Source organism: Brucella ciceri (assembly GCF_041930145.1).
Taxonomy (GTDB): Bacteria; Pseudomonadota; Alphaproteobacteria; order Rhizobiales; family Rhizobiaceae; genus Brucella; species Brucella intermedia.
The window spans coordinates 180,223-206,737 of sequence record NZ_JBHEEV010000006.1; the positions used below are offsets into that span (position 1 = coordinate 180,223).

Genomic DNA, 26,515 nt, shown 5'->3' on the forward strand with positions numbered 1-26,515 from the left:
ATAATTAATATCGACTTGCCCGAAGGGGTCAAGAGAATTATATAAGGATGATTATAGAAAGGGAGAAAAATGGTTCCACGCGGACGTCCGCGCAGCTTTGACCGCGATGCGGCGCTGGACAAGGTGATGAAGGTTTTCTGGGCCAAGGGCTATGACTGCGCCCAGATCAACGATTTCACGACCGCCATCGGCATCACGCCGCCAAGCTTCTATGCCGCGTTCGGCAACAAGGAGCAGGCATTTCGTGAAGCTGTCGACTATTATCGCCGCACCATCGGCGCCGTCCCTTTCGACGCGCTGGAAAATGCGCCCACCATTCATGACGGCCTGCGCCAATGGCTGGAGAAATCCGCCGACAGCGCCTTTGCCTGCCCGGCGGGCGGCTGCATGATCAGCGTCTGCTCGATCCAGTGCAAACCGGAGAATGTACCTGTGAAGGAATTTCTCCAGGCCATCCGTCGCGCCAATCATGAGCGGCTTTCAAACCGCCTGCAGCAAGCGGTAGCCGCGGGCGACCTGCCGGCCGACTCCGATATCGTGCAGATGACCGAATTTTATCACATGATCCAGCAGAGCATTTCTTTTGAAGCCCGCGACGGCAATTCGCGCGCCGCGGTGCAGAAGATCATCGATATGGCATTGATGGCCATTCCCACCCATACGAGCGGGAAGCCTAAAGCGGTTCCTGTTCTGACAGAATCGCCGGAACCGCTCTAACTATTTGTTTTATCGCATTATCCAACGCATCGAAGCGGGATAAGAAATCAGTCCAGTGAACTGATTTCCCCGCGTAGACGTTTCACAGTTTTGCTGGAAATGCTCCAATCTCGTCAGTTGAGCCACTTGTCACGGATCGCATCAAAGCTGCCATCCCTTTCCGACAGGTCGATCCACTGGTCGACGAATGCAGCCCAGTATGGATCGGGCTGTATCCAGTAAGCCTTGTCGATATGGTTGAATGGCTTCTCCACATCAACAGCGCATAGAATGCCGGGATGCTGCTTCTGCTGATAGTGCGTTTCCGCACCGTCGGTAATCATCACATCGCCCTCTCCAGCGGCAAGCGCATCAAAGATGCTCTTATTGTCCTTCCATGGGATGATTTGCGCCTGTTTGATATTGTCATGGACGAAGATCGAGTTCGTGCCGCCCGGATTGGCGATAACCTTGACGCCGGGCTTATCGATCTCGGCAATTGTCCTGAATTTATCCTTGTCGGCGCAGCGTGCAATCGGGGCCTTTCCATCCTCCAGATAGGGATGCGAAAACAAACCGATCTTCTGCCGCTCCAGGGTGATGGAAACACCACCCATCGCGATGTCGAACTTGTCGTCGCGAAAATCCTGCGTGAGTGTTGGCCAGGATGTCTCGACGATTTCCAGACGCACACCCAGAGCCTTTGCCAGACTTTGGGCTTGGTCAATATCAAGTCCAGTGAACGCTCCGGTCTTCGGGTCCTTGAAGCTGAACGGACTGTAATCGCCCGGTGTGCCGACTTTCAGCACACCACGGGCAGTGATTTCATCCAGCCTTGATTGCGGGGACGCCGTACTGAAAGACAACCCCGAAAGAGAAAACAAAAACAAAATGAGTACGGCCTGAAAATAGCGCATATCTATCCTTTTCCGGCGATTATAAATTCAAAAATATATTACATAATTCCACGATCATATTTCCAAATGCAAAAAGCGCCAGCCCGAACTCATCGGGCTGGCGCTTTCAACTTCATCACATGGCGGTTTTACCCGCGAAGAACGCCGCCGGTCTGTTTGGCGACGCTTGCCACGACCTGTTTCGACAGCGCTTCCAGATCTTCATCCGTCAATGTGCGGTCTTGGGGCTGCAACAGCACTTCGACCGCAATGGACTTCTTGCCTTCGCCGAGCGATGCACCCGTGAACACGTCAAAGACCTGAACGCCGACAATCAGCTTCTTGTCGGCAGTCGAGACTGCCTTCACGACATTGCCCGCCTCCACGTCTGCGTCCACCACGAACGCGAAATCGCGCTTGAGGCTCTGGAACTGCGAGAGGTTGAGCGCAGGCTTGGTGCGTGTGGATTTCGCCTTCGGCTCAGGGATCGCGTCGATATAGACTTCAAAGCCGCAAAGCGCGCCCGAAACATCAAGCGCTTCCAGCGTATCCGGATGGAACTCGCCGAAGTAACCAAGCACGACCTTGGGCCCGAGTTTCAGTGTACCCGAGCGGCCCGGATGGAACCATTCGGGACCGCCAGCCTCGATCTGGATGCGGTCAACAGGCGCACCGGTGGCCTCCAGTGCTGCGAGCGCGTCGGCCTTGGCGTCGAACACGCCGACGGGCGCTGCATTGCCGGCCCAGAAACGGCCCGAGCCGTCGACCTTGGCCGTACCGCGACGCACGCCACCAGCAACGCGACGCTGGCTATCCGGTGTGTCGCCTTCATAGATGCCCGAGACCTCGAACAGCGCCGTATCGCCAAAACCGCGATCTGCGTTGCGCTGGGCAGCGGCAAGCAACCCCGGCAGCAGCGACGGGCGCATGTCCGACATATCGGCCGCGATCGGGTTCGCCAGCTTCAGTTCCGGCTTACCGCCGCCAAACGCCTTCGCCTGCGCTTCAGAAATGAAGGAATAGGTCACAGCTTCCATCATGCCGCGCGAGGCGAGCATGCGGCGGGCATGACGCGTCCTGATCTGCAATGTCGTCAGGATACGGCCGTTGACCGCGCCATGGCTTGGCAGCGGCTGTGGGTCGATCCGGTTGATGCCGTGAATGCGCATGACTTCTTCAACGAGGTCGGCCTTGCCTTCCACATCGCCGCGCCATGACGGAACAATTGCCTTGATGACCTTCCCATCGCCTTCGACCCCGAAGCCCAGGCGCTTCAGAATATCGAGCGACGTTTCGTAGGGCACGTCGATGCCCGTCAGGCGCTTGACTTCCGACACCGGGAAATCGACCACGCGCGGCTCCGGCTTGCCATAGCCGACAACATCGAGAACCGTTGGCTCGCCGCCGCACAGTTCCATCACCAGCCTGGTCGCGATTTCTGCTCCGGGCACCATCATTTCCGGATCAACGCCACGCTCGAAGCGATAGCGCGCATCGGTAACGATGCCGAGTTCGCGACCCGTGCGTGCGATCATGCGCGGGTCCCACAGAGCGGACTCGATCAGCACATCGGTGGTGTTCTCATCGCAGCCCGAATGTTCACCGCCCATGATGCCGGCAATCGATTCGGGACCGTTTTCATCGGCGATCACATACATGCCGGGCTTGAACTTATATTCCCGCTGGTCGAGGCCGAGAATGGTTTCGCCATCCTTCGCGGCACGCACCGTCAGATTGCCCTTGACCTTGGCCGCATCGAAGACATGCAGCGGACGGCCCTGATCGAAGGTCACGTAATTGGTGATGTCCACCAGCGCATTGATCGGACGCAGACCAATCGCCTTGAGACGCTGCTGCATCCATTTCGGGCTTGGGCCATTCTTGACGCCCTTGACCATGCGCAGCGCGAAGCCGGTGCAGAACGGGTGCTCCGCATCCTGATCCAGAATGACCTTGACCGGGGTTTCGCCCTCGCCCTTCACGACTTCCGGCAGCGTGTTCTTGAGCGTGCCGAGACCGGCCGCTGCAAGATCGCGTGCGATGCCATGAATGCCGGTGCAGTCTGCGCGGTTTGGCGTCAGGCCAATCTCGATCACCGCATCGTCCAGCCCGGCATAGGTCGCAAAGCTGGTGCCGACCGGAGCATCCTCGGCCAAGTCGATGATGCCATTGTGTTCGTCGGAAAGCTCCAGCTCGCGCTCGGAACACATCATGCCGAAGCTTTCAACACCGCGAATCTTGCCGACGGAAAGCGTGACATCCAGGCCGGGAACATAGTCGCCCGGACGGCCCAGAACACCGACCAGACCGGCCCGTGCATTGGGGGCACCGCAGACCACCTGAACCGGCTTGCCGTCGCCCGCATCGACGGAAAGCACGCGCAGCTTGTCGGCATCCGGATGCTGGACTGCCGTCAAAACCCTGGCGATCTTGAAGGCCTTGAAAGCTGCGCGGTCATCGACCGATTCCACTTCCAGACCGATATCGGTCAGTTTCTCGACGATTTCGTCCAGTGTCGCATCGGTTTCAAGGTGATCCTTGAGCCAGGAAAGCGTGAATTTCATGATCGTGTTCTTTCCTAAATTTCAGCGTTTGAGCACTTCGACCACGCGAAAGCGCTCGCAAAGCAATTTCATGTCCGGAGAGAAGCCGCCGTTGCGGCGAAAATAGGCTTCGTGCCCTTTTCGCCAGTCATCCAGTGGGCCTTCCCCCTCATCTTCCGCAAACGCGGCATCAACTTCATCAAAGCGGCGGACCGTCAGTTCGACGGTTTCTATCACCACGGCAGGGCGGCCCCGACCGTCCAGAACCACATCGCGACGTCCGATGACCGGCATCGGCTCGCCGTCTTCCCCGAATGAGGCAAGCGCGGCACAGGTCGCGGTCTTCCGACCCGCGAGCACCAGCGCAAGCAGCTCATCGGCGAGTTCCGGCGAATCGCCAAAGGCGAAGGTCACGGCATCGCGATAAGGTTCGGGCAGTTGCATCATGCGCTCAGTCCGCCGAAAAGCGTCGGAATGTCGAGCGGACGGAAACCGTAATGTTCGATCCAGCGCACATCGGCGTCGAAGAAGGCGCGCAGATCAGGCATGCCGTATTTCAGCATTGCGATGCGGTCGATCCCCATGCCCCAGGCAAAGCCCTGATAAACGTCCGGGTCATAGCCGGAAGCGCGCAGCACATTGGGATGCACCATGCCGCAGCCCAGAATTTCGAGCCAGTCATTGCCTTCGCCGAACTTCACATGCGGGCCGGAACGGTCGCACTGGATGTCCACTTCAACCGATGGCTCGGTGAAGGGGAAGAAGCTCGGGCGCATGCGCATCTTCACCGAAGGCACTTCAAAGAAGGCCTTGCAGAACTCTTCCAGAACCCACTTCATGTTGGCGACATTGGCCGACTTGTCGACCACCAGCCCCTCGACCTGATGGAACATCGGCGAATGGGTCGCGTCGGAATCCATGCGGTAAGTCTTGCCGGGGATGACGATACGGATCGGCTCGTCGCGGCCTTCCTTGTCGCGGATCGCAGCAAACTTCTCCATCGTGTGCACCTGCACCGGCGAGGTATGGGTGCGCAGAAGCTTGCGCTCGCCTTTCTCGTCCGCATTGAAGAAGAACGTGTCGTGCATTTCACGCGCCGGATGGCCTTCAGGGAAGTTCAGCGCGGTGAAATTATAATAGTCGGTTTCGATATCCGGGCCTTCGGCAATTGAGAACCCCATATCGGCGAAGATTGCCGTGATCTCGTCGATCACCTGCGAGATCGGATGAATGCGGCCGCGCGATGCAGCGCTTTCGCGGACAGGCAGCGTTACATCGACCTTTTCGCGCTCAAGGCGCGCTGCAATCGCCTGACGGCGCAACTCGGTCTTGCGCTCGGTCAGCGCTTCGGTAACCCGGTTCTTCAAGCCGTTGATGGCCGGGCCCTGCGCCTGGCGTTCCTCCGGCGTCATGCTGCCCAGCGTCTTCAGCTTTTCCGAAACCGAGCCCTTCTTGCCAAGGGCCGCGACGCGCACGGCTTCAATCGCCGGCTCGTCAGCCGCCGCCGCGATGTCTTCGAGAATCTGCCGTTCGAGTTGTTCTAGATCACTCATTTGTTTAAATCCCTGTCGCGCCTTTGGCGCTCCACGCCTCTTGGTTCACATCCCTTGTCGCGCCTGCGGCACGCCACGCCTCTTGGTTCAATCCTTGTCGCGCCTGCGGCACGCCACGCCTCTTGGTTCAATCCTTGTCGCGCCTGCGGCGCTCCACGCCTCTTGGTTCAATCCCTGTCGCGCCTGCGGCGCTCCACATATTTTGCTGTGCAGCCAAAGAAGCCTTGTCGTTACTCTCTTTGACCTGATTGGTGAGACGCATCAAGATTTGCGTTAAAAAATTCCATCGCCTGCAGAAGCCGTCTTCCATCGCCGCCGAGAAAAATGCGGCGGAACAGCCGCAACGGCGCGATGGTAAATCGGAAAAATCCGACGATTTTCTTCAATTCCGGAAGCACTGCTGCCGGTGCTACCGCCCGGTAAGCTGCGAATGCCTGTTGCGGCGTCTCTGCAAGGCGCGCCTGCGCGGTGATCTGGAAGAACAGCAGCCAGACATCACGCGCCTGCGCGGCGGCAGGCGGCATGACCGTCTCCGGCTCCTCTTCGAAATCCAGAAAACCGGCAATGCCATTCTTCTCGAAGAAGTCGCGCGGGTGCGGACGCCCGTGGCAAAGCCCGGCCGCATGCGCGTCAGCCAAAGCACGCGCGCAATGGATGAGAAGCGCGTCATGTCCTTGCGGGTCATCATGGCGCAGATGGTCGAGCCGATCCTGGATGATCGGTGCAACATCGCTCAAAACCATCACCGCTCCATGGCGGTAGACGATCCTTGGCACCTGGAAGCCAGCCTGCAGGAAAGCACTCATCTTGCGCTCTTCGCGGTCGGCCATGCCTGCTTCTCCGACATCCTTCGGGCTGCGCAGGAAGGGGTATGGAAGAAGCGGCGAAATCAGGCTGTGCAGACGCTTCGGGAGCGGACGCCTTTCGGCATCATAGCGTTTGATCCAGACACGATGGCCGCCGATGACAGCGCTTGAAATGCGCTTGCCCTGGCTCTGGACGAGCAGAACCAGCAGGCTGCGGAGATCGTCCGCATCCAGATCCAGTCGCAGCTTGCCCGGTTCATCCTTCATGCCCGGTTTGAACTCCCCAAAAGGGAAAACCCGCGCCAGCCAAGCCAGCGCGGGTCCCCAAATTTATCGATACTGCTTGGGAAAGGCGGCTGGCTTAGCGGACAGCGCCTTCAAAAGCGTTCGGCGTCTCGGTGTTCTTGAGGTACTCGAGAGCCTTCTTTGCCGATGCAACCAGCGCACCGAACGCATCCGGTTCGTGGATTGCGATGTCGGACAGGACCTTGCGGTCGATCTCGATGCCAGCCTTGGCAAGACCGTCAATGAAACGGCCATAGGTCAGGCCCTGCTCGCGGACAGCAGCGTTGATGCGCTGGATCCAGAGAGCGCGGAACGAGCGCTTGCGGTTCTTGCGGTCGCGGTAAGCATACTGCTTCGAACGGTCAACTGCAGCCTTGGCGGTGCGGATGGTGTTCTTGCGACGGCCACGGAAACCAGCAGCCTGATCCAGAACCTTCTTGTGCTTTGCGTGGGCGGTAACGCCGCGTTTTACGCGTGCCATGTTATGATCTCCTTCTCAGACTAATCTTAGAGGCCGTTCGGCAGGAACTGCTTCACGATCTTTGCATCGGCATCGGCGAGAACCATGGTGCCGCGTGCATCGCGAATGAACTTGTTCGAACGCTTGATCATGCCATGACGCTTACCAGCAGCTGCGGCCTTGATTTTGCCGGTGCCGGTGATCTTGAACCGCTTCTTGGCGGCCGATTTGGTCTTCATCTTGGGCATTTTGCTACTCCTTTGTTTAGTCCCCGTCGTGCCTGCGGCACTCAACGCCTCTTGCTTCAAGCGGCATCGGTATCTGCGACCGACCGGAACTCTGTTTTCACTTCCGGACTGACCAAGCCCGAAAAGCATACGAAACCGCCACGGCATGCCCTGCCGGGCGGTTCGAACGCGGCCTTATAGGCTCAAAGACCGCAAAACGCAATGCCCGAATTGGGCTGAATCGCACTCCGGACGTCAATAAAGATGCAGAAGCACCGGCAGGACATTGGTGTCCTGCAAATATTCCACGAACTCGAAAAACGGATAGGCGACGAAAAACACCAGACCATCCGTGAACGTGCGGTAAAGCCGGTCGGGGCGGACGATCAGTTCCTTGTCGTCACGAAAAAGCGAAGGATGGGGGAAGAATCGCGGAACACTGGCGCAATAGGCTTCATAAGGCTTGCCAAAATTCTGCTTCAGGAACTTCTCTTCCGTCCGGATGACGACCGAGAAAGCGAGATAGCAAAGCACGCCGAAAGTGATGGCGATGGTGAGACTGCCGGTCTGCGCGCCAATACCCATCGCACCGATGCTGCTGAAGACATAGAGCGGATTGCGCGTGACCGAATAGGGACCGCTCTGCACGATTTCCGCGCTCTTGCGCCCGCCGATATAGAGCGTGCACCACATGCGACCGATAATGGCTGCAACGATCAGACTGAGACCGAAAGCTTCGATATATTCATGAAAATGCCCGGTCGACCGCGAGCCTACAAAAAGCAGCGCCACCACCAGAAGCACGATGACCGCACCGATCGCGAAACGCCGCCGCTGTTGATATTTCCCCAGTTCGCCCAAAGTCTTCATTGCAGTTCCATGATCCCAAAATTGTCCGGGGAAATGAAAAGCCGCCCGAAGGCGGCTTTTCCAAGGCATTTCGAAATGTTCAGCGCGGAGCGAGAACCATCATCATCTGACGGCCTTCAAGCTTCGGCTCGGACTCGACCTTGGCGATTTCAACAGTGTCTTCCTTGACGCGCTGCAAAAGCTTCATGCCAAGTTCCTGGTGCGCCATTTCGCGTCCGCGGAAACGCAAGGTAACCTTGACCTTGTCGCCTTCCTCAAAGAAACGCTGAGCAGCCTTCATCTTCACCTCATAGTCATGGGTGTCGATGTTCGGTCGCATCTTGATTTCCTTGATTTCAACCGTTTTCTGCTTCTTGCGCGCTTCGGCGGCCTTTTTCTGATTCTGATACTTCAGCTTGCCGAGGTCGACGATCTTGCAAACCGGAGGCTCGGCATTCGGCACGATCTCAACGAGATCGAGACCGGCTTCTTCCGCCATGGCCAGCGCTTCCTGAATGGAAACATCACCATGGTTCTGGCCTTCGGCATCGATAAGCTGAACCCGGGGAACCCGGATATCACGGTTGGAGCGCGGTCCGTCTTTCTGAACCGGCGTCGCTCTAAAGGGTCGGCGAATGGTCGTTATCTCCTAATTGTTACGTCTCATGCGGTCGGATGCTTGCTGCCAGACGGCATGTCCCCGATCAAACCGCAGTTGATCGCGGAAATGTCGTCAAGCAGGCGGCGAAGTCAATAGCATCTTTGTCAGGAAAAATCACCCCCGCGTGATAAACGTTCTTTTTATCATCATTTCGCGGCGGACAAGCGGCATATCGGTCACATCTGCCGTCATTTCAAGGGCCTCGCTTCAGATGGCGGGTTTTCTCTCTTTTCCGAACATGCCAAAACAATCCCGCAAATCGAGGAGATCTGACATGAACGTTGCGGGGCCGGAATTCATCGACGTGGACGGAGCGAAAATCGCGCTGCATCACAGAGCCGGAAGCAAGTCTCCGGGTGTCGTCTGGCTCGGCGGCTATCGTTCGGACATGCTGGGCACCAAGGCTGTCGTTCTCGACGAATGGGCGGCGGAGACCGGGCACAGCGCCTTACGCCACGATTATTCCGGCCACGGCTCCTCCGGCGGCGATTTCAATCAGGGCACCATCTCGCGCTGGCTGAACGAAAGCCTCGCCGTCTATCGCAAATATGCCAAAGGCCCACAGATTCTGGTCGGCTCCTCCATGGGCGGCTGGATTGCGCTGCGCATGGCGCAGGAACTCATGAAGGAAGGCAGCCCGCCCGCCGGGATCGTGCTGATAGCACCCGCTCCTGATTTTACCGCCGTGCTTGTCGAGCCCACGCTTTCCGAAGCGCAGAAAAACGATCTTCAGGAAAAAGGCTATTTCGAAGAACCCTCCGAATATTCGCCCAATCCCTATATCTATACCCGCGCCTTGATCGAGGACGGACGAAAGAACCTGGTTCTCAACGGCATCATCGAGACCGGCTGTCCGGTCCACATCCTGCAGGGCATGCAGGACCCGGATGTTCCCTACAGGCACGCGCTCACGCTGGTGGAACACCTGCCCGTCGACGACGTGACCCTGACGCTCGTGCGTGATGGCGACCATCGCCTGTCGCGACCGCAGGATCTCGATCTCCTCATCCGCACCGTGTCCGGTCTGGCGGAACGCATCGGCGAAAAATCGTAACGGAGCACAGTCATGCGGTTTTCGGTTTTCGCTTCCTCCGCAGTCGCAGCCATTGTCGGCTTCGGCGGCACGCTGGCGCTCATCATTGCGGCCGCGCAGGTGCTGGGCGCCACACAGGCCGAAACCGCAAGCTGGGTCACGGCGATATGCCTTGCGATTGCCGCCTCATCCGCCTGGCTCAGTATCCGCTACAAGATGCCGATCATCGCAGCCTGGTCCACACCGGGCCTGGCGCTCATCGGAGCCAGCGCCGGTTTCAGCATGCCGGAAGCAGTCGGCGCATTCATCGTGACTGCACTGGCGCTCGTCGCCACCGGGCTTATCCGCCAGTTGTCGGTGCTCGTTTCGCGCATCCCGGCTTCCGTTGCATCGGGCATGCTTGCAGGCGTGCTGCTCAGTTTCGTCATTGCCGCCGCCAAGACCGTGCCCGGCGATCCGGTTTTCGTTCTGCCGCTGGTGGCGCTGTTTTTCGTCATCCGCCTGTTCAATCCGTCGCTCGCCGTCATTGCCGTTCTGGTCATCGGCATGGTCTTTGCTCTGGTCACGGGGCGGTCGCCCGCCCTGCCCGCGCCTGAGATTTCCACGCTCACCCTCATCTGGCCCGAGTTCCACATGGGTGCGATGGTCGGCATTGCGATCCCTCTCTATCTGGTGACCATGGCGTCTCAGAACCTGCCGGGTTTCGCCGTGCTGCGCGCTTCCGGCTATGAGCCGCCGACCAGCGCCTGCCTGCGCGTAACCGGCCTGTTTTCACTGCTGACGGCTCCATTCGGCGCGTCGACCACCAACCTTGCCGCGATTTCGGCAGCGCTTTGCACCAATCCAGACGCCCATCCCGATGCTGCCAGGCGCTGGCTCACCGGCCCGGTCTATGCCGCGATCTATGTGGTGTTTGCCCTTTTCGGGGCATCACTGGTCGCGATCTTCGCCGTATTGCCGGTGACACTCATCGCCCTTGTTGCCGGTCTGGCGCTGACAGGCCCTTTCATCAATGCGATGTCATTGGCGCTCAAGGATGAACAGGAGCGGCTTGCGGCGACCATAACCTTTGCTGTGACAGCCTCCGGCATGGCATTTTTCGGCATCGGCTCCGCCTTCTGGGCGCTGATAGCCGGGCTTTGCGTGACTTTTCTCGAACATCTTCGCAAAAAAATTTCGAATTAATCACATTGGTTACGGGGCGTGCAGCCTGAATCCTCCGGTTGCATTCTTGAAAAGCCGCAATCTTTTCACCACGTCGAAGTCAAGCCGCCAGAAGAAAATCCCCGTATGGGTGGGCTGGCAGGCCCTGGTTTCGCGCATGTGGCCGGACGATTGTCGAACGGTTGAATGGCATGCGCTTTTTGACGGAGCAGACCATGACCAATACTGCATTGATCCGCCCGGCATGGACGCCAGCCACGATTGCGCTGATGGTGCTCGGCTTTTTCCTGTTCTGGCCGCTTGGCCTTGCCATGCTCGCCTATATCCTGTGGGGTGATCGCCTCGAAGGGTTCAAGCGCGGCATGAACGAGAAGACCGATTCCATGTTCGGCTCGTTCCGCAACTGCCGCAAGGGCGAAAGCTTCAACTTCGGCGGCACAACCGGCAACGAGGCTTTTGACGACTGGCGTCGCGCGGAGCTGGAGCGACTGGCCGAAGAACGCCGCAAGCTTGAAGAAGCACGCGCCGAATTCGAGGCCTATGCCGCCGAACTTCGCCGCGCCCGCGACAAGGAAGAATTCGACCGCTTCATGGCCGAGCGCCGTGCGGCCTCGAAGAAGACACCTGCCCCGCGCGCGAAAGGCGGCAAGGACGACATCACCGATCTTTGATCGATGAAACAGGTCTGAAAATCATTGGACGGCGCGGCTTGACCGCGCCGTTTTCCTGTCTTTCACAGAAATACCGGCTTTTTCAACACGTTCCACGCAAGTCGCATTCCGAAAACCGCTTTGCACTTTTCGGGATGCGCTCCGGAGCGAATCGCTTATTCTTGGACGATGGGCCTTTCCTTTCTTCGGCAAATCAGCGGTAAAGGGGCATCCGCTGGAACGACGACAGTTCGCAGCGAACGCATTCATGCGGTCGCCGGACGGGAACTTCCCTTGCGCGTTTTCGAGAATCCGCGCGCCAAAAGGCTGACCCTGCGCATAGAAGCAGGCGGCAAGGGATTGCGCGTCACGGTTCCGCCCGGACTTCCCGAGCGCGAAGTGTTGAGCTTCCTCAACCGCCACGAGGGCTGGATCGAAAGCCGTATCGCAAAACTGCCGGACCAGCCGGGCGTGCGCGCCGGTATCAAAATTCCCCTGCGCGGCGTTCCGCACAAGATCGTGCATCAGCCCGGACGCGGCACGACCGAGCTTCTCGAAGGCAATATTCTGCTCGTCCATGGTGACCCGGCACATCTGCCGCGCCGCGTTGCCGATCACATCAAGCGCGACGTGAAGCGCGAGATCGAGGCGCTTGTCGTCCGTCACACCACCATTGTAGGCCGCATGGCCAAGGCGGTGCGTTTCAAGGATACGAAAAGCCGCTGGGGATCATGCACCTCGGACGGTGTCCTTTCCTTCTCCTGGCGCATCGGCATGGCGCCTGCCCCGGTGATCAACTATCTTGTCGCCCATGAGGTGGCTCATCTCATCGAGATGAACCATGGGCCGAAATTCTGGAAACTCTGCCATGAGCTTTGCCCCGATACGGAGCGCTGCAAGGCTTGGCTGAAGCGAAATGGCAGCGCATTGCAGGCAATCGACTTCACATGAAATCATCCGTACTGAACGCCGCCCGGGTGCTGTGGGATTATCACTGCATCTATGATCCGCTTGAAACCGCCGATGTCATCATCGGGCTTGGCAGCTACGATCCGCGCGTGGCCGAAAGGGCTGCCGATCTGTTTCTGGAGGGCATGGCGACGTGGCTCGTGTTTACCGGCAAAAGCGGTCACTGGACGGAGAAACTCTATAAGAACAGCGAAGCGGAAGCCTTCGCCGAAATAGCCATCAGGCGCGGCGTGCCGGAAAAAGCTATCGCGATCGAGCCCAACGCCACCAATATCGGCGAAAACATAAGGTTCAGCCGCGAAAAACTCGCCCCCGGCGCCATCAGCGCCATCCTCGTGACCAAGCCGCAGACCCAGCGCCGCGTTCTGGCGACCGTGGCCCGGCAATGGCCGGAAGCGCGGGCAAGCATCACCGCGCCGCTCACCGCCTTCGAGGACCAGCCGACGGCTGATCATCCGGTTGAAATGCTTGTCCATGAGATGACGGGCGACCTGCAGCGTATCCTGGAATATCCCGCCAAGGGCTACCAGATCGCGCAGGCAGTTCCCCTTGAGGTCATGGAGGCGTATGATTTTCTGATCGCACAGGGTTTTGATGGCCATCCGGTCTCCGAATAGATGGGAATGGACGGAATAGCTTGAGTAGCCCCCCGATTTATGCGACGGAAAACCATGGTTCTCGATATCAAGATATGCGGGCTTAAAACCCCCGACGCCGTTGCCGCCGCCCTCGACGGCGGTGCGACGCATATCGGTTTCATCTTCTTTCCCAAAAGCCCGCGCCATATAACACCGCAGAAAGCGGCAGGCTTGCGCGGTGCGGTCAGGGGACGAGCGCTTGCGGTCGCCGTTACGGTCGACGCCGACGATGAAACGCTGGATGAGATCGTGGAAGCGGTGAAGCCCGACATTCTGCAGCTGCACGGTCATGAGACGCCGGAACGCGTAGCCTTCATCAAGGCGCGTTATGGCCTGCCGGTCATGAAGGCCTTTTCGGTGCGTGAAGCCAGCGATCTTACCGCGATTGCAGCCTATCAGGGCATAGCCGACCGCTTCCTGTTCGACGCCAAGCCGCCGAAGGGATCAGACCTTCCGGGCGGCAACGGTGTGTCATTCGACTGGGAACTTCTGGCTGCGCTTGACGCCGATATCGATTACATGCTTTCCGGTGGATTGAATGCGGACAATATCGCCGAAGCGCTGCACAAGACGCAGGCGCCGGGTATCGATATATCGTCCGGCGTCGAGCGCGCGCCCGGCGAAAAGGATGTGCGTCTCATCGAGAATTTTTTCCGGGCTGTCGCTGACGCCCGCAGACAGCCTGAAATGACGGAGCGAAAGCGTTGAACAAGCCGGTTGAACCCAATTCCTATAAAACAGGCCCGGATGAAGAGGGCATGTTCGGTATTTTCGGCGGACGCTTCGTTGCCGAAACACTGATGCCGCTGATCCTCGAATTGCAGGAAGCCTATGAAACGGCGAAGAACGACCCTGAATTCAAGGCTGAGCTTTCCGCGCTTTCCACCTATTATGCCGGTCGTCCTTCCAAGCTCTATTATGCCGAAGGCCTGACGAAGCATCTGGGCGGCGCAAAAATCTACTTCAAGCGCGAAGACCTGAACCATACCGGTAGCCACAAGATCAACAATTGTCTTGGCCAGATTCTGCTTGCCAAGCGCATGGGCAAGACCCGCATCATCGCCGAAACCGGCGCTGGCCAGCATGGCGTGGCGTCTGCCACCGTTGCAGCGCGTTTCGGCCTGCCCTGCGTCGTCTATATGGGCGCGACCGATGTCGAGCGCCAGAAGCCGAATGTGTTCCGCATGAAGCTGCTCGGTGCCGAAGTGAAGCCCGTCACCGCTGGAAACGGCACGCTGAAAGACGCGATGAACGAAGCCCTGCGTGACTGGGTGACGAATGTCGAAGACACCTATTATCTGATCGGCACCGCCGCCGGTCCGCATCCCTATCCGGAACTGGTGCGTGACTTCCAGTCCGTGATCGGCAATGAGGCGCGCCAGCAAATACTCGAACAGGAAGGACGCCTGCCGGACGTGATCGTGGCAGCGGTTGGCGGCGGCTCCAACGCCATCGGCCTGTTCCATCCTTTCCTCGACGATGCCTCCGTGAAGATCGTCGGCGTCGAAGCAGGCGGACGCGGTCTCGACGGGGAGGAACATTGCGCTTCGATGAGCGCCGGCCGTCCCGGTGTGCTGCATGGCAACCGCACCTATCTTCTCCAGAATGATGACGGCCAGATTCTCGAAGGCCATTCCGTTTCTGCTGGTCTCGATTATCCGGGCGTAGGTCCCGAACATTCGTGGCTCAAGGACAGCGGGCGCGTCGACTATGTGCCGATCCTCGATGATGAGGCGCTCGACGCATTCCAGCTTTGCACCCGCACCGAAGGCATCATCCCGGCGCTCGAATCCGCCCATGCCATCGCGCAGGCCGTGAAAATGGCCCCGACCATGGGCAAGGATCAGGTCATGATCGTCAATCTGTCCGGTCGTGGCGACAAGGATGTCCACACGGTCGGCAAGCTTCTCGGCATGGACATCTGACATGGTTAGCGACGTCGCCGAAATCTCCGTCTACAAGCCGCGTGCCGCATGGTTCGACGGTCTGGCGACGTGCGGTCCGGCGACGATCAAGCTCAGTATCATCGAAGCCGATCCGGCCAATCCTGTCGCGGAAGCCGCTGTCGGCCTCGCCCGCAGACAGATCGAGACCGCCGCTGAAAAACTGGCCGCCCTGCCACATCTGGGCGTGGGTTTCGCCATTCTGCATCAAGGTGAGGAAGGCCTGTGGCTGCTCCTGCACTGGTGGCTTGAGGGCGGCATCGCGACGGAAATCCTCTGGCAGTCGGAACTCGGCGACGAGGTGGAATTCATGCCCGCACAGCCGCTTTTGATGGCCTGCGTGTGGGAACTGGGAATCATAGACTTTGAACGGCGCGCATGGATGGAAACGGCGATGGCGGGCAAGCCCGTTGCCGACTATCTGGCGCGCACTTTGCCACGGGGCACGGTATGACTACTCGCATCGACACCAAATTCGCTGAACTGAAGGCCGAGAGCCGTCCGGCGCTCGTCACCTATTTCATGGGCGGCGATCCCGATCTGGAAACCTCGCTCAAGGTGATGAAGGCCCTGCCGAAGGCCGGTGCGGACGTGATTGAACTGGGCATGCCCTTCTCCGATCCGATGGCAGACGGCCCCGCCATTCAGGCCGCTGGCCTGCGCGCCCTCAATGCCGGGCAGACGCTGGCGAAGACGCTGCACATGGCGACAGAATTCCGCAAGGAAGACGACACCACCCCGATCGTCATGATGGGCTATTACAATCCGATCTATATCTATGGCGTGGAGCGCTTCCTGGCCGACGCCAAGGCAGCCGGCGTGGACGGGCTGATCGTCGTCGATCTTCCCTCCGAAATGGATGCCGAGCTTTGCATTCCTGCCATGAAGGCCGGCATCAATTTCATTCGCCTCACCACGCCGACCACCGACGACAAGCGTCTGCCGAAGGTGCTGCACAATTCATCGGGCTTCGTCTATTACGTCTCGATGAACGGCATTACCGGATCAGCCATTGCCGATACGGCAAAGGTCGGCGAAGCCGTGCGCCACATCAAGAAGAGCACTGACCTGCCGATCTGCGTCGGTTTCGGCGTCAAGACGCCGGAGCAGGCAGCAGCCATCGCCACCCATGCCGATGGCGTCGTCGTCGGCACGGCGATTGTCAACGCGATTGCCGGTGAACTGGACGAAAACGGCAAGGCGAAGGGCGATCCAGTCGCCGCCGCAACCCGGCTTGTCCACGCTCTTGCAGAGAGCGTGCGCGCCACACGCCTTGAAGCCGCCCAACAAATCGTCCATTTAAGCGCCTGACAAGCTCTTTGCCGAAGAACAAGAAACGGAACCAAACGTCATGAACTGGATCACCAACTACGTTCGTCCGAAGATCAATTCGATGCTCGGCCGCCGTGAAATGCCGGAAAACCTCTGGATCAAGGATCCGTCGACCGGTGAAATGGTGTTTCACAAGGACCTTGAGAGCAATCAGTTCGTGATCCCGTCCTCGGGCCATCACATGCGCATCAAGGCAAAGGACCGTCTGCGTTTCTTCTTCGACAATGGCGAATACACCACGCTTGAAGCGCCCAAAGTGCCGGTCGATCCGCTGAAATTCCGTGACGAGAAGAAATATATCGACCGTCTCAAGGATTACCGCACCCGCACTGGCATGGACGACGCGATCGTCAATGGCATCGGCACCATTGAAGGCCTGCCGATCGTCGCCACCGTTCAGGATTTCGGCTTCATGGGCGGTTCTCTCGGCATGGGCGCCGGCGAAGCGATCATCCAGGGCTTTGAAAAGGCTATCGAGTTGAAGCGCCCGATGGTCCTGTTCGCCGCTTCGGGTGGTGCGCGTATGCAGGAAGGCATCCTGTCGCTGATGCAGCTTCCACGCACCACGGTTGCGGTGGAAATGCTGAAAGAAGCCGGTTTGCCCTACATCGTCGTCCTGACCAATCCGACCACGGGCGGCGTGACGGCATCCTATGCCATGCTGGGCGATATCCACATCGCGGAACCCGGTGCACTGATCGGCTTTGCCGGGCCGCGCGTCATCGAGCAGACGATCCGCGAAAAGCTGCCGGAAGGCTTCCAGAGCGCCGATTATCTCATGGAACACGGCATGGTCGACATGGTCGTCTCGCGCCTTGAACTGAAGAGCACGATTGCGCGCCTGCTCAAGATCATGACCAAGCAGCCCGCCAACAGCGATACTCCGGACGGCAAGAAGACGGAAGCTAACGGCAAGGCAGCCTGATCGTGACAGAAAAAGCCGCCGCCGCAATCGAGCGGCTTATGCAGTTGCATCCAAAGGGCTTCGACCTTTCCCTCGACCGCATCCGCGGTCTTCTGGAAAAGCTCGGCAATCCGCACCTGAAGCTGCCGCCGGTCATCCACATTGCCGGAACCAATGGCAAAGGATCGGCGACGGCTTTCTGCCGCGCACTTCTGGAAGCGGGAGGCTTCGACGTTCACGTCCACACCTCGCCGCATCTCGTCCATTGGCACGAGCGCTATCGTCTGGCGGCGCCCGGAGGCGGAAGGCTGGTCAGCGACGATGTTCTGGCCGACGCGATAGAGCGTGTTGCAGCCGCCAATGACGGGCAGCATATCACCGTTTTCGAAATCCTGACGGCGGTCGCCTTCGTGCTCTTTTCCGAGCATCCGGCCGATGTCGTCGTCATGGAAGTCGGTCTCGGCGGACGTTTCGACGCTACCAATGTCATTACCGATCCCGCCGTCTCGCTCATCATGCCGGTGTCAATCGACCATCAGGCCTATCTCGGTGACCGTGTGGAGCTTATCGCCGCCGAAAAGGCCGGCATCATCAAGAAGGATTGCCCGGTCGTCGTTGGCTTCCAGCCCTTCGATGCGGCGCGCGAAGTGCTTGTCTCGACGGCGGACCGGCTCGACTGTCCGGTTTCGGTCTATGGACAGGATTTCCTCGCCTTCGAGGAACACGGACGCATGGTGTTCCAGAACGAGGACGGCCTGATCGACCTGCCATTGCCGCGCCTGCCGGGACGCCACCAGATTTCCAATGCCGCAGCTGCAATCGAGGCCGTGCAGATGGCTGGTTTCAGTCTGACCGACAAGGCCGTGGAAAAGGCGCTGATGGTGGTGGACTGGCCAGCACGCATGCAGCGGCTGACCCACGGAGCGCTCGTCGACATGGCTCCGGCTGCATCCGAAATCTGGCTCGATGGCGGTCATAATCCGGGTGCAGGCGCAGTGATCGCGGAAGCTTTCGGCGATCTTGAGGAGCGTAATGCGCGCCCGCTGTTCCTCATCACCGGCATGATCAACACCAAGGACCCGGTCGGCTATTTCGAAGCCTTTTCCGGCATGGCGCGGCACGTTTTCACCGTGCCGATCCCGTCCAGCGATGCGGGCATTCCCAATGATGAGCTGGCGGTTTCAGCGCAGAAGGCCAATCTCTCGGCGGAGCCCGTTCATTCGGTTGCCAATGCGTTGAAACTTCTGCGCGACACCTGGCCCCCGGATGAAGTGCCGCCTCGTATCCTGATTGGCGGATCGCTTTACCTTGCGGGTGAAGTCCTGCGAGACAATGGAACTCCGCCTGTTTGATTGACCAGTTGCTGGCAACAAGTGGGGGATGCGGCAAAGGTTTTCCGGCAATAGAATGAATAACGAGCAATCTGTCTCGCTCCACAGGAGGAATCGAGATGAGGACGTTTGTGTTTTTAATTCTATTCCTTGCGGTTGGCGTCGCGACCCCCGCTTTCGCTCAGTCCGGCGGCAATGGCGGCGATGGGGGAAGCAAGGGAAATGGAATGCCGGGATGTGATGGCGGCACCAACCCCGCCCCTGACGGAAAATTCTACGTTCCGGGAACGCATCAGGAATGCAATCCAAGCGACGACGACCGAGCCCGCGCGCAGAAAAAGTCGAAGTAAGTCCGAACTCTTTGTGCGCACCCACAAAAAACCCGGCTCGAAGGCCGGGTTTTTATTACTTTGACGCGCTGATTATGCAGCCGAAGCCTTGATCCAGTCGGCAAGGCGGCTCTTCGGAGCAGCGCCGACCATATTTGCGGCGAGCTCACCGTCCTTGAACATCAGAAGCGTCGGGATCGAACGCACGCCAAACTGCGCGGCCAGTTCCGGATTCTCGTCGATATTGACCTTGGCGATCTTGACCTGACCGGCCATTTCGGTCGCGATTTCGTCCAGAGCCGGAGCGATCATCTTGCAGGGACCGCACCATTCCGCCCAGAAATCCACCACGACAGGCTCGCTCGACTGCAGAACGTCCGACTGAAAATTGCTGTTATCGACCTTAACGGTTGCCATAGGGCTATCCTCTTTTCTCTCCAAGAACGGCAGACGTCTTTCCAGACTCACAACACATTCCGCTCTTTATTCGCTATATCATGTGGCGTGTCTGCTGCCATCCGTCAAGTTCTGGTTCGTCACCTTTACTTGAGAGTCTTTCAGTGACTGCAACGCCTCGTCCAGAATCGCATCCGGCAACGGCATCAAAAACGGACCTTCGGTGAACAGAAGCGCCGTTTCGACAATCCGCCCCGGATAGAGGGGAGCCAGCAATTCCCGATAAAGCGCAAGCTGCGCCCGATAGGCGAAAGGAACCGCATCGATGGTTTTCGGCGGCGGTCGATTGGTCTTGTAATCGACGATCAGCACCCGGTTCTCACCGACGCTGATGCGGTCGATCTGGCCTGACACGGCATGATCGCGCCCGCCAAGCTCGATCGTGCCCATGATGGCAACTTCCCCGCGTGAGCCTTGCGCAAAGACCGGCGCGTAGGTCGGGTCGTCGAGAATAGTCCTGACGCTTTGCCATGCCATCTGCCGTTCCGTTTCGGGCCAGTCGGCAGCGATGCGGTCAAGATAGTCATGCGCAAGCGTTTCGCGGCCGGCCTGTGGCACATCGGGCAGATGTTGCAGCAGCATATGGATCGCCGTGCCACGCCGCAGCGCAAAGGCTGGCGACCCGTTGCCCGGTCCCAGAACCGGCGAAAACGTATCGAGCGGCGGTTCCTCGTCCGCTTCGATCAGGGCCGACGCGCCCGACGGCGCCAGCGGACGCGGCAATCCGGTTTCCGGCTTTATCGGCCGCAAATAATCGAGCGGCAGCGAAGGCAGCGCATGATCTTCGGTCTTGTCCTGATCGACAATCTCGACCATTCCGCGCGGCGTGTTGCGATACCGCCGTGCCGCAAGTTTCAGCACGGGGTGCACGAATGTCTCGGCCTTGGCAGCCAGCGCATCCTCGACAAGGCGATGCCATGTCTCACCGCTTTCGCGCGCGCCGCGATAGCCGCAGATGATGAGGCGATCCTCGGCCCGCGTCATGCCGACATAAAGCAGGCGGCGATATTCTTCCTCGGCCCGTGTCTTCAGCTTATCGATCTGCGCTGCCGTGAACCCGGTCTGGTATCCGGCATTGGGTTGCCAGAGATAGCCTTTCACCGGCGGATTACCCTCTGAAAAATCAAAGGGAATGAGCTTTGGCGCGCGGCTGCCGGTCCAGACCGCACTTCCCGGATCGACCAGAAACACCACCGCTCCTTCCAGCCCCTTGGCGGCGTGGACGGTCATGATGCGCACCTCATTGCGGCCCTGATCGAGTTCGCGCTTGATTTCCGGCGATGCCGCATCCAGCGTTTCAAGGAATGCCTGCAGGCCCGGCAGACCGGCGCGCTCGGCGGAAAGCGCATAATTCTGGAATTCATCGATGATGTCGCCAGCCTCCGGCCCCAACCGGGCCAGAAGTTTTCGCCGCGCACCATCCGCACTCAATATGCGCGCATAGAATTCGAACACCGGCATGGTGTCGGCCATGTTGCGCCAGCGGCTCAGGGTCTTGTGCACCTCGGCCAGCGCCGCATCGCCACGCGAAACCTGATAAAGCCGTTCGAACAGCGTGAGGCTTGAGCCACGCGGGTGGGCAAGCTCGAAAAGCTGATCGTCATCCCAGCCGAACAGCGGACTTTTCAGAACCGATGCCAGCGAAAGGTCGTCCGAAGGCTGCAATACGAAACGACCGAGCGCCATCAGGTCCTGAATGGCGATATGGCTGGTGAGCCGCAAGCGGTCGGCGCCGGCGACGGGGACGGACAGGTTTTTCAGCGCACGCGACAAGGCGGGCATGAACTGGTCGCGCTTTCGCACCAGAACCATGATGTCGCGCGGCATGATCCGCCGGTTCTGGCCCGGAATAATTTCGCCGCTATCCAGCCAATGGCGAATGGTGGCCGCGATCTGATCCGCGAGCCGCACAGCAGGCGCCGCCAGATGATCGACAGGCTCGCGCCAGTCATCGGGCTCTTCCACCTCTTCCGGCGTCAGCATGTCCCAGATTTCCACCTCGCCCGGCGCATCGGCGCGAATGGCTGAGTGGGTTATTGCATCTCCCAGTCCACGATTAGCCTCGGGTCTGGCAAACACCTCATCCACGGCTTGAAGCACATCTGGAGCGGAACGGAAGGAAAAATTCAAGCGCACTTCTCTAAATGTGAGATCGGCATTGCGCGCTTTAGTGTCAATCACCTTGCCCTGCGCCGCGAAATCCTCCGGCACTGCGCCCTGAAACGAATAGATCGACTGTTTTTCGTCACCGACGGCAAAGAGCGTGCGGCTGATATTGCGCTGGCCGAGGCCGGAGAAAAACTCCTCCGACAACATGCGGATCACCTGCCACTGGTCGGGGCTGGTATCCTGCGCCTCATCGACCAGAATATGGTCGATGCCGCGATCAAGCTTGTATTGCACCCATTGCCCTGCCCCGTTGCGGGCAAGCAGCGCCACGGTCCGGGTGATGAGATCCTCGAAATCGAGCAGGCCGCGCTTTCGTTTGAGATCGTGATAGCGTTGCAGCAGATTGTCGACCAGCGTCAGCGCGGCCAGATTGAGCCGCACCAGACGCAATTCCTTCAACCGGTCGAGCCCCTGTTCGACACGCGCCGCCGCCGCGTCGAATTCCTCCTCGAAATCCGGCAGAAGTTTTTTCACCGCCGCAGAGCAGACATAGGAGCCGGATTTAGGCTCGCCCGTGCTTTTGAGAAATGCCGCGCGCAACACCGCTTCGCGGTCGCGCTGGCTTGTCACCTTGTCGAAACGGCGCAGTTGCAGCGCAAAATCCTGCGCACGCGACGCACCCTTCTGGATCGACATGATGAGATCGAGCGCATCGTCGGAAAATTCCGGTATCGGCCAGAGATCGGCGAGGAGATCGTCTTCGCTGGTTTGCGGGTCAAAGCCGAATGCCCGGTGCAAAGCTTCGCTGCGATGCGCGGTAACGCCCAGTTCGGCGATATAGGTCTGCAAACCATTGCGCCGGCTTACGGCTTCATCGAGAAGCGATTGCAGGCCCATCTCGCCGGCTGCCTGCAAGACATCGGCGAAGGCAGCCGCCAGTTCCATATCGCCGCCGCCATGCGCGGTTTCGAGCAACTGACGCCGCGCTTCACCGACGAGTGCGGCCTGCATCAGATCATCCATCATCTCGAAATGACCGGCAATGTTCGCCTCAAGCGGGAACTGGTGCAGGATCGCTTCACAGAAAGCGTGGATGGTCTGGATTTTAAGCCCGCCCGGCGTTTCCAGCGCACGCGCAAACAGCCGTCGCGCCGCCGCGAGACGGGCATCGCCCGGTCTGCGGCCTTCCAGTGATTTCAGACGTTCGGCCAGTTCTTCGTCGGGCAAGACGGCCCATTCGGAAAGCCGCATGAATACGCGGTTCTGCATCACCGCCGCCGCCGCCTTGGTATAGGTGAGGCAGAGGATCTTCGAAGGGTCGGTGCCTTCCAGTAGCAGGCGGATAACCCGTTCCGTCAGAACATGCGTCTTGCCGGAACCCGCATTTGCGGACACCCAGACGGAAGCCGCCGGATCGGCGGCCCTGCCCTGCGCAAACAATGTTTCCGGCGGAATATGGAGCTTCTTCTTCACGCCTCGCCCTCCCCGCCAGCATCGCCACCGGCGGACCATTCCAGCACCCGCGCCAGATGATCGTAATCGCCCGTCAGATCGGTTTCACGAAATGGCAGTGCACGGGAAAGATAACCTTTTTCCGGCTTCTGATACTCGGCCAGCAATTGCGCCAGCCGCTGCCAGGATTCCTCGCCAAGCGCCGGTGCGGTTTTCTCCGATGGCGGCCGTCCGATCTTGAGGATCGACTCCGGCTTCACCTCGCCGCCCGCCTTGAGGCGTACATAGGTGAGGTCCGAAGCGCGGACCGAGCCCAGTTCCCGGAACGCGCCGCGCACCAGAAGTGCGGCTTCCAGCGCGAGCTGCGGCGACAGCAGCACATGGGCCTGTCGGGGCGACGGTGTCGAGCCGGTCTTGTAATCGATGATTTCGGCGGTCCCGTCACGCATCAGGTCGATACGGTCAGCACGGCCCGAAAGCGTGATTCCGAGCCCCTCTACTTCGCGCTTGTCCGACGAAATCTCGGCAAAGCGGGTCTGGACGTTATAGGCGCGCTCGCGCTCCCAGGCCAGAAATTGCGGGATGAGCGCCGTGAAGCGCGGCCACCACACGGCCTCGATTTCTGTCGGCAGGTCCATATCGGCAAAAAGAATGCGACCGAGTTCCATCAGGCGGTCGGCGGCATCCGGCGCCAGCGGATCGATTGCCTCTTGCGTGAAATGACCCAGAATATCGTGGAACAAGGTGCCGCGTTCAGCCGCAGCCGGGTCGCGGATCAGAGGCTCCAGCGGCCGCAGTTTCAATATCTTCTTGGCGAAGATCGCATAAGGGTCGCGGCGCAGCGTTTCGATTTCCGTCACCGAAAAATGCTTCGGCCTGGCAGCGACAGGAGGAGCGGGCTGCGGCCTTTTCACGAAAGGCACGTCTTCGGCCCGGTCGATTTCGCGTGACCACTGGATGAAACGTGACCCGCGCCTGCGCATCTGCGCAGTGACATCGGCACCCAGCACCGTTTCAAGCCGCTGCAGCCAGCGCGAAGCAACCGTCGGCGCATTGTCGGAACGCTGCGAGCGCGTCAGCACGACATGATCCATGCCCAGCGCCATCTGGAAATCGTGGGCGGCAAGGCCGGTGCGCCGTTCGGGCGGATCGAGCGCGATCATCGACTTCATCGGGCGCGACATGAACGGATCGTTGCGGGTGCGGGCAGGCCAGCTCCCCTCATTGAGACCGCCGATCACCACCGTATCCATGGTTTGCAGACGGGCTTCCAGCGCACCCCATATGAAGAGACGCGGATGACCGCCCGGATGCGGCTTGACAGTCTCGCCCGCCATCAGCGCATCCAGCACGGCTGGCCATTCCGAAGCTTCGAAATCAAGCCCGGCTTCGCTTGAAACCAGACCGCGCAAAAAGGCGGCGAGCTGTTCCCCGCGTTCGCCGGAATAAAATGGCGCGACGCTTGATTTTTCGTTCCGGGCAAGGTTTTCCAGCGCCTCGACCGTGGCGCGCGCGATTTCGCCGATCTCGGTTCGGCGTCCGGCGATGACGAAAGGGGCGAGCGGCGCCACGGCTTTCGACAGGCTTTCGCAAAGATTTCGTGCCGCCGCGATCATGTCCGGCGTAACCGTGTCATGCCATGCCGGTTGCCACGTCTGGCTGGCGCTTTCCTCCAGCCGCCGGTCGAAAAATGCGGGAAGATCGAGCACGGAGGCCCGGCCCGTTCCGCCGCGAAAAGCGATGAGTTCAAGCGTTTCGGCGGCAAGACGTCGTTCGATACGGGGAGCTTCCAGCCGCAGCAGCGGATGCTTGACCAGCGCCAGAAGGGCAACCGGATCGCCGGGATTGAAGACCGTCTCGACCAGCAGGCGCAGCAATGTCGTGGTTTCGACATCGCGCAGATGCCGACCGCCGGAATCGTCGGCATCGATGCCGAAGCGGGCCAGTTCGCCGACCACGCGCCGCGCCAGATTGCGGTCGGCGGTGACGAGCGCGGTCGTCTTGCCTTCTTCATTGATCGCATCGCGCAAGGCGAGAGCGACGGCCAGCGCCTCCTCCCGCTCATTGGCGGCTTCAATCAGGTCGATCGTCTGCGCGGCAGCGTGCAGGCTGTCCGCCTCCATATCGAGCTTGCCCCACGCATCGGTCGTTTCCGCCGGGCGCAGCGCCTCGCTCACCACCCGCTCGCGCAGGCGCTTGGAGGCGGGCATGTCATCCAGATGTTCCACATCATCGCGCAAGGTCTGCATTGCATCCAGAAGCTTGCGCAAACCGAACTGCGGATGACCGTAAGTCGAGGGATTGTCGGTTGCCGATGCCAGCAGCTGCCAGGCTGCATCGTCGAGGTCACGGTCCAGCCCCGGCAGGACCACCGCGCCATTCGGCAAGTCCGCAATGGCGGAAATCAGTTCCGCAGTGGCGGGTATGGAACCGGTGGAGCCGGCAACGATGACAGGACCGGCGGGCGGATGGGTGCGCAGCCGTTTAACCTCGCTCCAGATGAGATCGTTGCGATGCGCAGCCGGGTTTGAAAGCTTGCGCTCCGCCAGAATGTCCGGCCAGAGATTGGTGACGATATTGAGAAAGCCAAGCGTGACCTGCCACCAGTCGGCAAGGTCCTCCGGGGCAATCGTCGCAAGCTCGCTCCACTTCGCCCCATCGGTTTCGACCTGATCCATCAGGCCGGCCAGATCGCGGGCAAGCCAGATCGCATCGGAAGTGGTCGCCGGAACGGAAACATCGTCAACGCCAAACAAGGCACGCACATGCGACGGCAGCGATTCCCGCCACGGGCGGATCAATCGCGCCAGAAGCAGAAGCCGCTCCGCCGTGCCGATTGGCGGATTGATGTCGAACACGCCTGACGAACCGGCATTGAAGAAAGCGGCGTCCTCATCCACATCGCCCAACGGTTTTATCGTCGGCAAAATGGCGCTCTTTTTTTCCGACGCATTTCCGGATGCAAAACCGGAAGCCACTCTTGCCGGAAGTACTTTAGCCGGATTCATATCGACCAAAATGGACCGCAAAGCACGCGCCGCACGGCGCGTCGGCACATAGATGGTCGCATTGGCCAGCGCCAGCGGATCGGAAGGATTGCCGGGAAAACCTTCGACCAGCCGCCCTTCCAGAAGCGCCCTGGCAAAAGCTGGCAAAAACGGTGTGCCGGGAGGAATTGAAAACAGGCGCTGTTTCCCATCTCTGGGTCTGCGTGCGCTCATACGCTCCA

Annotated in this window: 25 protein-coding genes; 12 read left to right on the forward strand and 13 right to left on the reverse strand. The window is 59.6% G+C overall.

The window, feature by feature from the left end:
* The first annotated feature begins 69 nt into the window (after positions 1-69).
* A complete protein-coding gene (locus JNC63_RS13870; protein ID WP_063619836.1) occupies positions 70-717 on the forward strand; it encodes a TetR/AcrR family transcriptional regulator in 648 nt (215 codons plus the stop codon).
* Between the two features lie 113 nt (positions 718-830).
* On the opposite strand, the gene JNC63_RS13875 is transcribed toward JNC63_RS13870, so the two are convergent.
* From JNC63_RS13875 to infC, 9 genes are all read right to left on the reverse strand, one after another.
* The gene (locus tag JNC63_RS13875; protein WP_063619835.1) at positions 831-1,613 is read right to left on the reverse strand and encodes a transporter substrate-binding domain-containing protein; all 783 of its coding nucleotides are present in this window, start codon (positions 1,611-1,613) and stop codon (positions 831-833) included.
* A 128-nt stretch (positions 1,614-1,741) separates the two neighbouring features.
* On the reverse strand, positions 1,742-4,156 hold the full coding sequence (gene pheT / locus JNC63_RS13880; protein WP_063619834.1) for a phenylalanine--tRNA ligase subunit beta: 2,415 nt from the start codon (positions 4,154-4,156) through the stop codon (positions 1,742-1,744).
* A gap of 21 nt (positions 4,157-4,177) precedes the next feature.
* Positions 4,178-4,582 (reverse strand): ASCH domain-containing protein, encoded by a 405-nt coding sequence (locus JNC63_RS13885; protein ID WP_021587587.1) that lies wholly within the window; start codon positions 4,580-4,582, stop codon positions 4,178-4,180.
* A complete protein-coding gene (gene pheS, locus JNC63_RS13890; protein WP_021587586.1) occupies positions 4,579-5,688 on the reverse strand; it encodes a phenylalanine--tRNA ligase subunit alpha in 1,110 nt (369 codons plus the stop codon). The genes JNC63_RS13885 and pheS overlap by 4 nt, the downstream gene beginning before the upstream one ends.
* 230 nt (positions 5,689-5,918) lie before the next feature.
* Positions 5,919-6,761, reverse strand: a complete 843-nt coding sequence (locus JNC63_RS13895) for a lipopolysaccharide kinase InaA family protein (protein ID WP_063619833.1) — start codon at positions 6,759-6,761, stop codon at positions 5,919-5,921.
* A 94-nt stretch (positions 6,762-6,855) separates the two neighbouring features.
* Entirely contained in the window at positions 6,856-7,260 is a 405-nt protein-coding gene (gene rplT / locus JNC63_RS13900) for a 50S ribosomal protein L20 (protein WP_006468099.1), read from the reverse strand.
* Between the two features lie 26 nt (positions 7,261-7,286).
* Positions 7,287-7,487: a 50S ribosomal protein L35 gene (rpmI, locus tag JNC63_RS13905; protein WP_006473268.1), complete on the reverse strand. Its 201-nt coding sequence runs from the start codon at positions 7,485-7,487 to the stop codon at positions 7,287-7,289.
* 234 nt (positions 7,488-7,721) lie between these two features.
* Positions 7,722-8,336 carry a methyltransferase family protein gene (locus tag JNC63_RS13910; protein ID WP_063619832.1) on the reverse strand — a complete coding sequence of 205 codons (615 nt, stop codon included), beginning with the start codon at positions 8,334-8,336 and terminating at the stop codon, positions 7,722-7,724.
* 79 nt (positions 8,337-8,415) lie between these two features.
* The gene (infC, locus tag JNC63_RS13915) at positions 8,416-8,952 is read right to left on the reverse strand and encodes a translation initiation factor IF-3 (RefSeq protein ID WP_075041821.1); all 537 of its coding nucleotides are present in this window, start codon (positions 8,950-8,952) and stop codon (positions 8,416-8,418) included.
* Between the two features lie 298 nt (positions 8,953-9,250).
* Here infC and JNC63_RS13920 point away from each other — a divergent pair, with 298 nt between their 5' ends.
* From JNC63_RS13920 to JNC63_RS13970, 11 genes are all read left to right on the forward strand, one after another.
* On the forward strand, positions 9,251-10,030 hold the full coding sequence (locus JNC63_RS13920; protein WP_063619831.1) for an alpha/beta hydrolase: 780 nt from the start codon (positions 9,251-9,253) through the stop codon (positions 10,028-10,030).
* A 12-nt stretch (positions 10,031-10,042) separates the two neighbouring features.
* Positions 10,043-11,194, forward strand: coding sequence for a benzoate/H(+) symporter BenE family transporter (locus JNC63_RS13925; RefSeq protein WP_063619830.1), 1,152 nt, complete (start codon positions 10,043-10,045; stop codon positions 11,192-11,194).
* A gap of 194 nt (positions 11,195-11,388) precedes the next feature.
* Entirely contained in the window at positions 11,389-11,844 is a 456-nt protein-coding gene (locus JNC63_RS13930; protein WP_063620054.1) for a DUF2852 domain-containing protein, read from the forward strand.
* A 168-nt stretch (positions 11,845-12,012) separates the two neighbouring features.
* Positions 12,013-12,774, forward strand: a complete 762-nt coding sequence (locus JNC63_RS13935; RefSeq protein ID WP_063619829.1) for a M48 family metallopeptidase — start codon at positions 12,013-12,015, stop codon at positions 12,772-12,774.
* Positions 12,771-13,409: a YdcF family protein gene (locus tag JNC63_RS13940; RefSeq protein ID WP_063619828.1), complete on the forward strand. Its 639-nt coding sequence runs from the start codon at positions 12,771-12,773 to the stop codon at positions 13,407-13,409. Before JNC63_RS13935 ends, JNC63_RS13940 begins: the two co-directional genes overlap by 4 nt.
* A gap of 54 nt (positions 13,410-13,463) precedes the next feature.
* Complete coding sequence (locus JNC63_RS13945) at positions 13,464-14,138, forward strand: phosphoribosylanthranilate isomerase (protein ID WP_063619827.1); 675 nt, start codon at positions 13,464-13,466, stop codon at positions 14,136-14,138.
* Positions 14,135-15,355: a tryptophan synthase subunit beta gene (gene trpB, locus JNC63_RS13950; RefSeq protein WP_006468089.1), complete on the forward strand. Its 1,221-nt coding sequence runs from the start codon at positions 14,135-14,137 to the stop codon at positions 15,353-15,355. Before JNC63_RS13945 ends, trpB begins: the two co-directional genes overlap by 4 nt.
* Before the next feature lies 1 nt (position 15,356).
* Positions 15,357-15,827, forward strand: a complete 471-nt coding sequence (locus JNC63_RS13955; RefSeq protein ID WP_063619826.1) for a hypothetical protein — start codon at positions 15,357-15,359, stop codon at positions 15,825-15,827.
* On the forward strand, positions 15,824-16,684 hold the full coding sequence (trpA, locus tag JNC63_RS13960) for a tryptophan synthase subunit alpha (protein WP_063619825.1): 861 nt from the start codon (positions 15,824-15,826) through the stop codon (positions 16,682-16,684). The genes JNC63_RS13955 and trpA overlap by 4 nt, the downstream gene beginning before the upstream one ends.
* Before the next feature lie 40 nt (positions 16,685-16,724).
* A complete protein-coding gene (gene accD / locus JNC63_RS13965; protein WP_006468087.1) occupies positions 16,725-17,630 on the forward strand; it encodes an acetyl-CoA carboxylase, carboxyltransferase subunit beta in 906 nt (301 codons plus the stop codon).
* Between the two features lie 38 nt (positions 17,631-17,668).
* Positions 17,669-18,961, forward strand: coding sequence for a bifunctional folylpolyglutamate synthase/dihydrofolate synthase (locus tag JNC63_RS13970; protein WP_171053464.1), 1,293 nt, complete (start codon positions 17,669-17,671; stop codon positions 18,959-18,961).
* Positions 18,962-19,083: 122 nt separating this feature from the next.
* Here the strand turns inward: JNC63_RS13970 and JNC63_RS13975 are convergent, their stop codons facing one another.
* The 4 genes from JNC63_RS13975 to addB all read right to left on the reverse strand — a co-directional run bounded on the left by JNC63_RS13975 (position 19,084) and on the right by addB (position 26,507).
* Entirely contained in the window at positions 19,084-19,233 is a 150-nt protein-coding gene (locus JNC63_RS13975; RefSeq protein WP_155734071.1) for a hypothetical protein, read from the reverse strand.
* A 129-nt stretch (positions 19,234-19,362) separates the two neighbouring features.
* The gene (gene trxA, locus JNC63_RS13980) at positions 19,363-19,686 is read right to left on the reverse strand and encodes a thioredoxin (RefSeq protein WP_006473274.1); all 324 of its coding nucleotides are present in this window, start codon (positions 19,684-19,686) and stop codon (positions 19,363-19,365) included.
* Between the two features lie 78 nt (positions 19,687-19,764).
* Entirely contained in the window at positions 19,765-23,307 is a 3,543-nt protein-coding gene (gene addA, locus JNC63_RS13985; protein WP_063619822.1) for a double-strand break repair helicase AddA, read from the reverse strand.
* The gene (gene addB, locus JNC63_RS13990; protein WP_063881793.1) at positions 23,304-26,507 is read right to left on the reverse strand and encodes a double-strand break repair protein AddB; all 3,204 of its coding nucleotides are present in this window, start codon (positions 26,505-26,507) and stop codon (positions 23,304-23,306) included. The genes addA and addB overlap by 4 nt, the downstream gene beginning before the upstream one ends.
* Between the last annotated feature and the right edge of the window lie 8 nt (positions 26,508-26,515).

Bases quoted from the DNA above. Each gene is read 5' to 3' on its own strand.
- JNC63_RS13935 (WP_063619829.1), top strand. From the start codon at position 12,013: ATGGGCCTTTCCTTTCTTCGGCAAATCAGCGGTAAAGGGGCATCCGCT.
- trxA (WP_006473274.1), bottom strand. From the start codon at position 19,686: ATGGCAACCGTTAAGGTCGATAACAGCAATTTTCAGTCGGACGTTCTG.
- rpmI (WP_006473268.1), bottom strand. From the start codon at position 7,487: ATGCCCAAGATGAAGACCAAATCGGCCGCCAAGAAGCGGTTCAAGATC.
- JNC63_RS13970 (WP_171053464.1), top strand. From the start codon at position 17,669: ATGCAGTTGCATCCAAAGGGCTTCGACCTTTCCCTCGACCGCATCCGC.
- JNC63_RS13940 (WP_063619828.1), top strand. From the start codon at position 12,771: ATGAAATCATCCGTACTGAACGCCGCCCGGGTGCTGTGGGATTATCAC.
- JNC63_RS13920 (WP_063619831.1), top strand. From the start codon at position 9,251: ATGAACGTTGCGGGGCCGGAATTCATCGACGTGGACGGAGCGAAAATC.
- addB (WP_063881793.1), bottom strand. From the start codon at position 26,507: ATGAGCGCACGCAGACCCAGAGATGGGAAACAGCGCCTGTTTTCAATT.
- pheS (WP_021587586.1), bottom strand. From the start codon at position 5,688: ATGAGTGATCTAGAACAACTCGAACGGCAGATTCTCGAAGACATCGCG.
- JNC63_RS13885 (WP_021587587.1), bottom strand. From the start codon at position 4,582: ATGATGCAACTGCCCGAACCTTATCGCGATGCCGTGACCTTCGCCTTT.
- accD (WP_006468087.1), top strand. From the start codon at position 16,725: ATGAACTGGATCACCAACTACGTTCGTCCGAAGATCAATTCGATGCTC.
- JNC63_RS13895 (WP_063619833.1), bottom strand. From the start codon at position 6,761: ATGAAGGATGAACCGGGCAAGCTGCGACTGGATCTGGATGCGGACGAT.
- JNC63_RS13910 (WP_063619832.1), bottom strand. From the start codon at position 8,336: ATGAAGACTTTGGGCGAACTGGGGAAATATCAACAGCGGCGGCGTTTC.
- JNC63_RS13975 (WP_155734071.1), bottom strand. From the start codon at position 19,233: ATGCGTTCCCGGAACGTAGAATTTTCCGTCAGGGGCGGGGTTGGTGCC.
- JNC63_RS13955 (WP_063619826.1), top strand. From the start codon at position 15,357: ATGGTTAGCGACGTCGCCGAAATCTCCGTCTACAAGCCGCGTGCCGCA.
- JNC63_RS13930 (WP_063620054.1), top strand. From the start codon at position 11,389: ATGACCAATACTGCATTGATCCGCCCGGCATGGACGCCAGCCACGATT.
- rplT (WP_006468099.1), bottom strand. From the start codon at position 7,260: ATGGCACGCGTAAAACGCGGCGTTACCGCCCACGCAAAGCACAAGAAG.
- JNC63_RS13925 (WP_063619830.1), top strand. From the start codon at position 10,043: ATGCGGTTTTCGGTTTTCGCTTCCTCCGCAGTCGCAGCCATTGTCGGC.
- JNC63_RS13945 (WP_063619827.1), top strand. From the start codon at position 13,464: ATGGTTCTCGATATCAAGATATGCGGGCTTAAAACCCCCGACGCCGTT.
- JNC63_RS13870 (WP_063619836.1), top strand. From the start codon at position 70: ATGGTTCCACGCGGACGTCCGCGCAGCTTTGACCGCGATGCGGCGCTG.
- JNC63_RS13875 (WP_063619835.1), bottom strand. From the start codon at position 1,613: ATGCGCTATTTTCAGGCCGTACTCATTTTGTTTTTGTTTTCTCTTTCG.
- pheT (WP_063619834.1), bottom strand. From the start codon at position 4,156: ATGAAATTCACGCTTTCCTGGCTCAAGGATCACCTTGAAACCGATGCG.
- trpA (WP_063619825.1), top strand. From the start codon at position 15,824: ATGACTACTCGCATCGACACCAAATTCGCTGAACTGAAGGCCGAGAGC.